Source organism: Bacillus sp. 05T31, from assembly GCF_056396725.1.
In genome coordinates this window covers 1-11,071 of sequence record NZ_JBFTMA010000079.1, presented here as the reverse complement: position 1 = coordinate 11,071, position 11,071 = coordinate 1, and the positions used below count along the sequence as shown (strand labels likewise).

The window sequence follows — 11,071 nt, the reverse complement described above, 5'->3', positions numbered from 1 at the left end:
AAATTAATTACTCCAGCAAATGCGGTTACCTTTTTAATAGATGCAAAGACATTGAGAACTTATTTTGGTATCCCTTTTGGAACCAATGTCGGAGATGCAATTCAATCATTTTACCAACAATTCTCAAATTTTATTCCCAAGAAAGTAAGTACGGACAAAGCAGCAGATTTAAAAGTGGCCATGATAGCCTCACTAAGTGAAAGTGATAAAGATGATCCAAATAAAATTTACTGCTACAGCGTGAAACGAAATTCAATTAAATCAAATGGTGAATATGGAAAACGCAGTCCATATAATGATAATAAAGCGAGAATTTTACGCCCTACACTATATGAAAAATTAAAAACCGAGATACATGTTAGCTTCAATTTTTCAACAGATCCTAATAAAAATGAAGAAGACGGCACCATCCTATTTAACTGGAGCCAAAATAGTAGCAAATAACACCCAGCGCTTGTAACTATCCGTCCTATCTTAAATTAGCTTGTCATAACACGAAAAAGCACCCCTACATCCATTCCAATGTAAGACGGAAGTTCTTGCACTTCTGTTTCAACTAATAACGACGCAAAGTATCTACCAGAAGGGTTCCGTCTAACTGTAGCATTTAAAATACGTCCCTTTACTTCACGACTTTTGGCAAATCGAACAAGACCTAGTTTTGGCARTTTAATTTTGKTTCCTACAACGGCAATRTTTTCATTTGTTTGYTTTGTGGTGTAAGATTGTACRWTGTTYTTCTTAGATTTGAAACGYGGGGMACTGTTTTGTTTTTTGAAAAAACGTGTATAAGCATCCGCAAGGTTGCGAACAGACGACTGAATMGCAATACTATCCACTTCTTTKAGCCAAACAAACTCTTTCTTCATGGCAGGAAGTTTGGCAGAGCATGTACCATATGTCAAACCTTTYCCTGTYTCTTTGTATGCATTATCCCATAGATATAGGAAATGATTGAATACAAAATGAGAACAACCAATCGTTTTATTGATTAGAGTCGTTTGTGCTTTATTTGGATATATACGAAATTTAAATGCTTTATTGATAATCATAAGTTTCACCTCAATTTCGATATATGTCTATTATAAACCAAACGTACATTCGAAAGGTAGTAAAGTGATTCTGGTAAATTGTCCAGTAACACTTTACTACCTTTCGAACAATTCATCTCCCAACTACTCACTGGGCTGTGGCCCTTCACGTTCCTTGAGGAAGGAGTCTTCTTGGCTAAAATGATAAATGGTACATAAACCCTGCACTTAGCCTCTGAATCTAAAGGTAATTCTTTTGCGAAAACAGGCAGTTTAATTCCAAATTCCATATATAAATCGTCTTTTAGACATTCAAAAATTTCTTCCTTAATAATTATCTAATTTGGGAAGGATGTCTATCGCAGCTAATCCTAAAGCTTCCTTTTTAGAAACCCATTTCACTAATCTTTCGAAAGTCTGTGACGAATAAGTTGAGTTGTAAATCCTCTGTAGATCTCTTTCTACATCTTGATAGAAKTGYTGCCATTTATTTAAAACTCTTTCAATTCCCTCAACTCCAGTAAATAGAGGGTAAGCTATATATAAAGTGTTTTGAAATAGTACTTTTAACTTTTCCACTAATAATCCTCCTAATTGCTTCTAATACAATTATATCAATTGCTGCTAATCACTTATACCTTTCTAAATAGAGTTTCAAAAGTATGTAAAAATCACCAGTTATTCAACTGTTTTTTCTGAATTGTGCATCTTATTGCAAAACACGTAACACATTTGCATTATGGTGTACCTTTCGGGATAGATAGCATGGATGGTTTGGGGATTTTTAGTGCATTATTGTTAAAATGAAAAATAGAACAGCATTGCGTTGTGCTGTTCTATTTTTATTAAGATACTAATTGTGGCTCTATTGTAAATTATTATAAGCCAACATCAATGATTGGGAGAGACAAATTGACGAGTATACCAATCAACAAGAGTACTAGTATACTAATTAACACGAGTATCAAAGTACTGAATTTCAAATATTTAAAAAATAATGCATACTTTGGTGTTAAATACCTTTGTATCAAATATCTTAGACAATCAAAGAAAATACCATATATGAGAGCTGTCAATATACGAAATGCGTATATATGATGGTTAAACACCATATCTCTAAAAGGTTCAGCATATATTAAATTATTTAATATATGGTCCAATCCGAAAACGAAAAAAACGAGTCCTTGAGGATCTAGTCCACTAATACGAAAATAACAAAGTAATAAACCGATTGCTAAAGATAAAAATGTATAACTTTTTAACATCTGTTTTATTAGGTTCATTATAAATAGATTCCTTTACTTATTAATAATATAGTTTTATAGACTGAAAAACACTGATTGAGTTTTCGCAGCCAAAATAACTATTAGATATAAAAGGAATCTTGTACAGACATTAAATAATAGAAAAAAACCCCTAATATTCCAGTAGTAAAAATAATAAATCCCATATTGCGTATGCTTTTAATTTTTGCTTGTAGACCATTGAATGCTGCTAACAACCCAGTTAAAGAGAATAGAGTCCAGTATAGCAGGGGTGGAATAGGAGGAATTATATCTCCACCAATCCCCAGACCCCAATCAACATAAGGTAGAACGATAAAGGAAAGGCTAAGTAATCCCATTACACTCGCGAGTAATTTACGATATTTAACCCCTGTAATTATTAAAAAAATCCCACCAAAAAAAACGCATGAACAAAGAATAGGCGTAAATAAAATATAAAGTAAGCTCAAGATGTACATATATAATCTCCTTCAAGTTGATAAGTTTTATTTTAACTCTATTTATATATAGAGAGAGGAACTGAGGAATCAAGTTCAACAAAATCACAACTACCAATAGTTAAGAAGCTGAAAAAGGCTTAAGCCGCCATCCCGTCGATATAGTATTGGGGATAAAATAAGCACCTCCTAATAATAAGGTCAGGGTCAACAACATTAGTAAGATAGTTTTCATTTATGTATTACACTTCTTTTTAGCCCCAATAAATAAATTATTTATTTTTCAGAATTTATGGTTAATTTAAATAGTTGATCTAGCGCTTCTTCTCTATCAAACGAACTAAACCAACGGTAATCATGTTCGTCTAAAATACGATAATGCTGACTAATCAGATTTTGCTGTAAGCGAAAGTCCCCTTTTTCTTGAATTTTTTTCCACCATAATTTTCCTCCCAATGTTTTTTCTTTGGAGTTGTTAATACTTTTGTGGGCCATTGTTTCGATTACTACTAATGGATCATCTCCCAAAGCGGACTGTAAAACCTCACTCCCCCTAAATAATGCACAAATAGCCACGGTATTGGTCCAGCCTGCATTAGATCTCCCCTTTTCGATTTGAACGAGTGTTTTCTTTGAAATGCCGAGAACTTCAGCCATTTTATCTTGCGTATACCCCTTTTCAGTACGAATTAACTTTATTTTCGTTGAAATGAGTTCGATTATAAGCTCCTTATTCATCTTTTTCCCTCCCCAAAAGTAACTTATGTATTATTTAGTGTAATTTTACACTTTTATTAATCCTTTTTCAACTTGATTTTTCCCTAGGCCTCGGACGAAATTCGGCGATTGATTATGAAAGGTATAATTCCCTTATAGGAGGTGTCATGGTGCTATGTCAGATACGGAGATTTTATATACCGCTAATGAAGTGTATAAGCGTTTAGGAGTGAGTGGAAGTACGCAGATGTTTGTGTTGCAACACCTTTTTCATATTGCGTACCCTTCCTGTAAAACATGCAGCATCTTTCCCACGTTGCGTACTCTTAGTACAAAACAAGCAACACCTAATATTTAATTTTTTTAACACAACTCCCTCTTGATTTTCATTCCTTTTTGTTTTGCATTCCAACAAAAAAAGATCAGCTACCATTTAAAGTAGTTGATCTGCATGTGCAATTTCTATAAAAAATACATATTATATTTATTTGCTATTTTAAAAGATTTTCAACTAACACTCTTTAACATACTTCCTGTTATTCTTTCCTATAATCTGAACTTATACCTTAAATCCTCCAATTAAATCTTGAAGTTCTTCGGCCATTTGTGCTAATTGAATTGCTGAAGAATTTATCTCTTCCATGGAAGCATGTTGTTCTTCGGATGAACCAGCTATAGTTTGCATACTTGTGGTGTTCTCTTTTACAGCTACTGCTATTTGATTAATAGATGTATCGACTTGCATTGCATCAGATGTCATCTTATTTGATAGGTCCACCATACCATGTATTTTGGAAACGATATCATTCGCTGAATTTGAAATCTCATAAAAACTTTGTTTTGTATCATTCGCTACCTTAATTCCCGACTGTACTTCTATTCCTACTTCATTCATAGCTTTAACAGTCTCATGTACATCTAATTGTATTTCCTTAATTAATTTTCCAATTTCCATTGAAGATTGTCCTGATTGTTCCGCTAATTTCCCAACTTCATCCGCAACAATTGCAAATCCACGTCCCTGTTCTCCTGCCCTAGCCGCCTCAATCGCCGCATTTAGTGCTAGTAGATTTGTTTGTTCAGCAATATTTTGAATCGCTTCTAATATAGTGCCTATTTGCTGCGATTTCTTATCTAATAATTTAATTACATTATCGGATTGGGAAACAGAATTATGTATAGACTGCATTTGTGTTACAGTTTGTTCTACTAATTGTTCCCCCTCATTTGCTTTTTGTTTTGTGTATAAAGATGAGGTCGATACTTCAGAAGCATTATCAGCTACACATTGAATATTTCGTGTTACCTCACCTATTAATTTAGCTCCAGACTCAACTTCATTATTTTGAACTTCTGCACTATGTGAGATTTCTTCCATTTCTTTTGTAATTTGTTCTGTTGCAACACTTGCTTGCTCTACACTAGCAGTTAGTTCCTCAGAAGAAGCTGCTACATGTCCTGCAGATGTGTTAATTTGTGAAATAATATTGCGTAAAGACTCTGCCATTGCATTGAAACTATCACCCAATTGACCAAGTTCATCCTTTGAACGAATATCAATTTTCTCCGTTAAATCTCCTCGACTAATTCTTTGAGCTGAAATAACTAATTGTCTTAGTGGATTAATAATAGATCTAAGAATGAAGAAAATGATAATTCCACCTAATAATAAAGAAGCTCCTATTATAGCAAATGTTTTATAAAAAATAGGATTGGTAGCTTCTTCAATTTCTTTCGTAGGCATTACACCAGCTATTTTCCAACCTGTTTTTTTATTTGTCTTAAAGCTTATGTTTCGGTCCTCACCATTGAGGCTATACGTAATCTCTCCATCTTCTTTCTTATAAAGTTCATCTGCTAAAGATTTATCTAATTTTTCACCAGGTTTTAATGTTGGATGAACAACTATAGTTTTATCTTGACCCACTATAGCTACAAAACCTTGCTTTCCTATCTTTATCATTTTAGATGTTTTTACGATATCATCAATATTTAAGTCCATACCAATGACACCACTTTTATCTGCATTTTGTTTGGCAATCGCTATTACCATATTTCCTGTAGCTTTTGATTTATACGGAGATGAAACAATAATTTCTCCATTCGCTTTTTCTGCATCCTTATACCAACTACTTTCTAACGGATTAAATCCTTCTGGTATGTCTCCAACAGGCGCATGAATAAATTGATTGTTACTGGATGCGGAATAAATTGTTTCTATCTCTGGATGTAACTGTATATATTGTTCAAATTTACTCTGCACATTTTGTAATTGATCAGGATTATAATTGCCTTGTGTGAGTAATTTTGCAAAATAAGTTACATCTATATATTTGTTTTCTAATTCATCATCAACAATCTTATCTAAAATACTTACATTATCTTTTGCTGTTTGTAGAATTGTTTCATTAAGATCTGTTTTCGCCTCATCATAAGATGTTATTCCTACAATAAGACTAGGTATAATTAATATTGCAATAAATGCCATAGACAACTTCGTTTTTAGCTTTATTTGTTCCAATCTTTTTTTTATATTAAACACGATTTTCTTCTCCTTTTCATTCTTACAACTCATATTATTTATTTAAATGTTTACTCCTTTATCTTTTTCTACAATTATTTATGGTATCATTTGAAATGAAATTACTACTATATCCTTTTACATACATCTTCAGAGATAGCAATTTAGCTTTCACAAGCGGAGTTTTATTTATCCCCCCTTTCAAGTATGTTATTTTTCTATTTTAAGCAAATATAAAAATAAGAATTATTCCAAATAAACCGTATTAAATATATACTTCACTCTATTAAAATGGTTTTTAGTTTTGATTGGATAAAAGGTTTAACTTAGGCCTAATTAAATCGTATGAAATCCTTACCATAAGAAATTCTCTAAAACTTAACTAAGTGAATATATCCCCTGGATAATTCTACTTAATGGCTTTTTAAACCACTCTAACTGCTTCACTTCATTCATACATCTATTTACTACAGCCGCTTGTTGTTTTGTTGGATTACTGAACCATAAATTCTAAATAGAAGAATACAATAAATTGGAGGACTATATTGTAACATGTATACATGAGTTTTTAATATTAAAATAAAAAAATATATGAATTTCCCATTATATGCACCTTCATATATTACAAATAATTTAGTATGAATTTTAATTTGCTACCATCTATATAGAAAAATACTAGCATTAGAATATATAACCGCAGGAACCAATATGTATTTTGGATAATGAAACAATGTGACACATTTTTTATATTGAATTGTTTCATGAAAATTGATAGGAGGAATTTTAATGAAACTAGGTAAAGTCGTATTAATTGGAAGCCTATTATTAGGCGGTATTACTAGCATTGAAATGATTGCACCAACTAAACAAGTTGAAGCTGCATATTCTGATCTTTTTAATGATGAATGGGGACTTAAAACCGTTAATGAATTAGAGGGAGCTGAAAATAGTACATACCAACCCGACTGGAATATTGAACACCTAATAACAGGAGATACTTTTTACTTAACACAACGTTTTGGTAGAGAGCATGTTGGTGCCAAAATGAAGATTTTCAAGATTCACCCTGACGGCTCATTACAACGATTTATAACAATTGAACCAGAATTTATTACCACTCCCAACGGGTTAGAAATTTGGAGAACACCAATTACAAACGTATATACTAAAGGGACATATATTACAGTTATTAAGTATAGCGGTGAATTTACCTACTCAAATCATTTTCAAATTAATTAACTCTTTCCTACTTAGTAGCTAGAAGCAATTAATCATGTAGCTATGATGAATTAAGGTCTTAACCACCTTCAATTGAAGTTTAACTCTTTAAATATGAACACATTTTACTTTTTAAAAACTATTGAAATAAGTTAACTATTATATCTACCTACTCTTCGCATGCAATATTGCATGTGAAGAGCCTTAATTATTTTGTTATACTGTCTATGTGGATTTTTCATCCATCAATCCACACAAACGCATATTTATGTATATGCCGACCCTAATTGCTGAAAGTGAGAAGAATGATAGCCATTCTTCTCACTTTTTTTATATTCAAAAACCAATAATTTAATTAGCATTGCCTATTTTCCAATACTATCTACAGATTATATTGATATCACTTAATATGTTGTTTTTATCAGAGTCTCTTTCTAATCCAAACTTTAAAAAATAAATGGCCACTAAAATAACCCAATACAAAAAGCATCTAATCCTATTTTAATTAAATGCTTTCATATAGTCCTTGAGCCTAACATTGTAAACTATTTATGCGACAGTAAATCCTTTTTTATCACATCCCAGAGCGGATTATCTTGACGTATCGGTTTACCATCTTCGCCCCATTTTATTTTTTCTGTTCCCAATTCATAATTCATTCCCGTCCAAGTGTCTTCACGGAACGCATAAAATGATTTATGCCAACCTTTTTGGTTGAAGATAGAAATAAGGTCTTGCATGTATTGGGTAGCACCAGGGACAGTACGGTTAATTCCAAACTCCTCCGCAATAATTCGATTAGATGGTACATGATTTTTCTTAGACCATTGTTGGATTGGCTTTAAAAATTTCTCTAATCCCTGTTTGTTCCACATTACAGGTTTCTCTAAATCCCCTACTTTTACAAATCCCGGATATTGATATTCCTTGATTTGTTTTTCACCTTGGCTCGTTAATTCATATGGTTCATACATATGAAATGCGTAAAGTGTTTTTTTATCCCTTACTGGTTTTAAATATTTAAAGGCCCACGGAGTAGCATATAAACCTGAATCTAAAATAATCGGTGTTTCTTGGTCCACTTCACGAATGGAATTAATGACCTTTTGATTAAATCTATTTAAATCCGCTGTCGTTCCTTTCACTTTTTCATACCATTTCTCGTAATCTTCCGTCCAAAAATCATTATATCTATTATTTTTAGCTGTTTCTGGATGCGGTTCATTTATAATATTGTAACCAACCACTGCAGGGTGATCTTTTAGTTCAAGAGCAAGGTCCTTCCAAAATTCACTTGCTTGTTCTTGATACTTCTCTTCTTCCCAGATTCTATCATCATTCTTATTATTATTGAATTGGCGCCATCGATCACCAGGTAAGGATAACATTGTAAGAACGACTTTCATTCCTTGCGATTGTGCGGCATCTAAATCCGCTTTTAATTTTTCCAAATCTTCCTTTACCAATCCCTGATAGTTATCTGCATTCCCTATCAGAAAATCCTTTCCAGAAGTATCTGGTTTATCCTCAAATAAGAAATCTTTATCTTTCGCCCATTTATCAGGTGCTAAACGGACATATTCAATATTAGCTTCCTTTGCACTTTTATAGTTTTCAGGTAATGAAGTACTATTCATAAAATTAGTACCTTTTCTTTTGGAATCCCAAAAATTAATTTTGGAATCACTCTTGTGATAAGTATCAGCTTTCACATTCATTTCCTGTACTCCAAAACTCATCATTCCTAATAACGCAACAATTGGCAAAACTTTTTTCACAACTTTTCCTTCTTTCTATATATATTTTACACACATAACATACCTTTGTTTTGTTACAGGAATATGGCAATTTTCCAAAAATACCTTTTAAGTTTATAAAGTGGAAGTCTATTTATACATAAAAAAGACCAAGGATATATACACTAAGAAAAGTCTAGAAGATACGGAATATTTAAAAATTAATCACCTCAAAAAGAACATGTAGTAATTTCTACATGTTCTTTTTGAGGCGATTAACCGACCAAGGTTATATTGTGAATGTTCATAGCATTGTATGCTGAAATTTCAATTGTAAGTTCTAATGTAAACTTTTTATCATTAGTTTACTTTCAAATCATTTATTTAATTAGGTTTATCACAACTTATTCATTTCCCTCAAAAATGATTATAAAAGTATCCCTTTATAAACGATAATGCATTTTCCTTATTTCCAAATAAGTATAAGCAAGTGAACTTTTAGTATCAGGGTTGGATTTCCAGCTCTAAATGTCCCAAACAATCCTCATTTAGACACATTTTAGCCAGTTCCCTGTACGTTAAGGAACCGGCTACTTACTTTACTAATTTTTTATATAATTTTTGTCTCGTAATGGCCTTAGATTATTAAAGTTTGCTTTTTCATTTAAGTTCCAAACATAATCACCTGTCAACGTAATATGTTCCCATCCAAGTGGCGATATATGTTATAAATATTCCTCTGGGATATAAGGTATTTCCAGTCTACATTTAACAGGAATTGATGGTAATTTCTTGTTTTTGGAAAATGGATGATAACCCTTGTATATATTCCTTCTTGAGATTGAATAGAAATATCATGCCCTAATTTTAAAGCCATTTGCTGTGCAAGATGCAGACCCATTCCCGTAGATTTTGCATGAGTTCTTCCGGTCGAACCAGTAAATCCTCTCTCAAATACGCGGTGTATATCTTCTTCCTTGRTTCCAATGCCTGTATCTTGAATCAGCAATCGTTTTTCTCTACTGTCTTCTTCACAGCGGACAGAAATTTTCCCACCTTCATTTACATACTTCAAAGCATTAGCTGTAATCTGGTCTATGATAAATGCAAGCCATTTACTATCGCTTTGGACAAATTGCTGTGCTTCTTCCATATGAAAGTGAATCCGTTTCGTAATGAAGATTTTTGCATATTTCTTTACACTTTGTTTAACGATTTGATTTAACTGCACATCTGTAATGAAATAGTCTTTAGAAAATGAATCGATTCGTGAATAGTAAAGAGCCTGTTCTACATAATTGTCGATTTTGTTTAGCTCATCTTCAAACTTATCTGTAAGAAAGTCTACTGTTTTTCCCGTACTATTCTCAATAAGTAGACTGCTTGCCGCAATCGGGAGCTTTATCTCATGAATCCATGACATAATAAAATCTTGATAATCCACCTTCTCTTCAAGCAACTTATTAAGCTGCTTAGCATGATTGTCATTCATTCTTTTTATCATCTTGAGATATAAAGCTTGCTCATAATTTTGTGGTTTCAACATTTCTACAGGGAAATTTTTCTGCCCATTTTTTATTAGATTATTTATTTCCATATAAAAAGACTTTCGGTAATAATATCCKATAGTAATATACAGACTTATARAKAGGARACMAATAACATGAGTATATAAAAGGTTTCGAATAACAAGATTCCGGTTATCGTTTACAACCATAATTAATGACACAAAAAGCATCAAGATGAAGTACAGTGTGAAAAAGAATCGTTTATCTTTTACATATTGAAAAAAACTCATACAATGATATACCCGTATCCTTTCTTAGTGGCAATGAAGTCTTCCTTACCGAGTTCAGTGATTTTTTTGCGTATACGTGCAATATTAACCGCTAAAGTATTTTCGTCCACGAATCTTTCATCAGCCCAAAGGCTGCGCATTATTTTTGTCCGACTTACGACTGCCCCTTTATTTTGCATGAGGAGGTTGAAAATAATAAATTCATTTTTAGATAGCGCAACCGTTTCATTCCTATAAGACACATTGTAACTGTTAAGATCGAGTACAATTCCATCATGCTCTAGGATATTTAACTCAATATCTTCTATATACGTGTACGTCCTGCGC

General features: G+C 32.5%; 7 protein-coding genes and 3 pseudogenes. 2 read left to right on the top strand and 8 right to left on the bottom strand.

Features of this window, described 5'->3' with window-relative positions; all coding sequences use genetic code 11:
• A partial coding sequence (locus AC1DJR_RS07785; protein WP_477002336.1) for a DUF6037 family protein occupies nucleotides 1-444 on the top strand: 444 nt, incomplete at its 5' end.
• Nucleotides 445-503: 59 nt separating this feature from the next.
• On the opposite strand, the pseudogene AC1DJR_RS07780 reads toward AC1DJR_RS07785, so the two are convergent.
• The 5 genes and pseudogenes from AC1DJR_RS07780 to AC1DJR_RS07760 all read right to left on the bottom strand — a co-directional run.
• Nucleotides 504-1,052: pseudogene (locus tag AC1DJR_RS07780) on the bottom strand (RNA-guided endonuclease TnpB family protein); the annotation flags it as partial.
• Nucleotides 1,053-1,233: 181 nt separating this feature from the next.
• A pseudogene (locus tag AC1DJR_RS07775) lies at nucleotides 1,234-1,610 on the bottom strand (hypothetical protein); the annotation flags it as partial.
• 787 nt (nucleotides 1,611-2,397) lie between these two features.
• Nucleotides 2,398-2,775, bottom strand: a complete 378-nt coding sequence (locus tag AC1DJR_RS07770; RefSeq protein ID WP_477002335.1) for an ammonia permease — start codon at nucleotides 2,773-2,775, stop codon at nucleotides 2,398-2,400.
• 255 nt (nucleotides 2,776-3,030) lie between these two features.
• Complete coding sequence (locus tag AC1DJR_RS07765) at nucleotides 3,031-3,492, bottom strand: helix-turn-helix transcriptional regulator (protein ID WP_002016811.1); 462 nt, start codon at nucleotides 3,490-3,492, stop codon at nucleotides 3,031-3,033.
• A 538-nt stretch (nucleotides 3,493-4,030) separates the two neighbouring features.
• Nucleotides 4,031-6,013: a methyl-accepting chemotaxis protein gene (locus AC1DJR_RS07760; RefSeq protein ID WP_477002337.1), complete on the bottom strand. Its 1,983-nt coding sequence runs from the start codon at nucleotides 6,011-6,013 to the stop codon at nucleotides 4,031-4,033.
• Between the two features lie 765 nt (nucleotides 6,014-6,778).
• Here AC1DJR_RS07760 and AC1DJR_RS07755 point away from each other — a divergent pair.
• Nucleotides 6,779-7,231 (top strand): DUF5065 family protein, encoded by a 453-nt coding sequence (locus AC1DJR_RS07755; protein ID WP_241139186.1) that lies wholly within the window; start codon nucleotides 6,779-6,781, stop codon nucleotides 7,229-7,231.
• A gap of 524 nt (nucleotides 7,232-7,755) precedes the next feature.
• Here AC1DJR_RS07755 and AC1DJR_RS07750 read toward each other — a convergent pair.
• From AC1DJR_RS07750 to AC1DJR_RS07740, 3 genes and pseudogenes are all read right to left on the bottom strand, one after another.
• Nucleotides 7,756-8,988, bottom strand: a complete 1,233-nt coding sequence (locus AC1DJR_RS07750) for a glycoside hydrolase family 5 protein (RefSeq protein ID WP_477002334.1) — start codon at nucleotides 8,986-8,988, stop codon at nucleotides 7,756-7,758.
• Nucleotides 8,989-9,718: 730 nt separating this feature from the next.
• Nucleotides 9,719-10,744, bottom strand: a pseudogene (locus AC1DJR_RS07745) (sensor histidine kinase); the annotation flags it as partial.
• Nucleotides 10,741-11,071 (bottom strand): winged helix-turn-helix domain-containing protein (locus AC1DJR_RS07740; protein ID WP_477002333.1); only part of this gene is annotated, 331 nt, incomplete at its 5' end. The pseudogene AC1DJR_RS07745 and the gene AC1DJR_RS07740, both read right to left, overlap by 4 nt.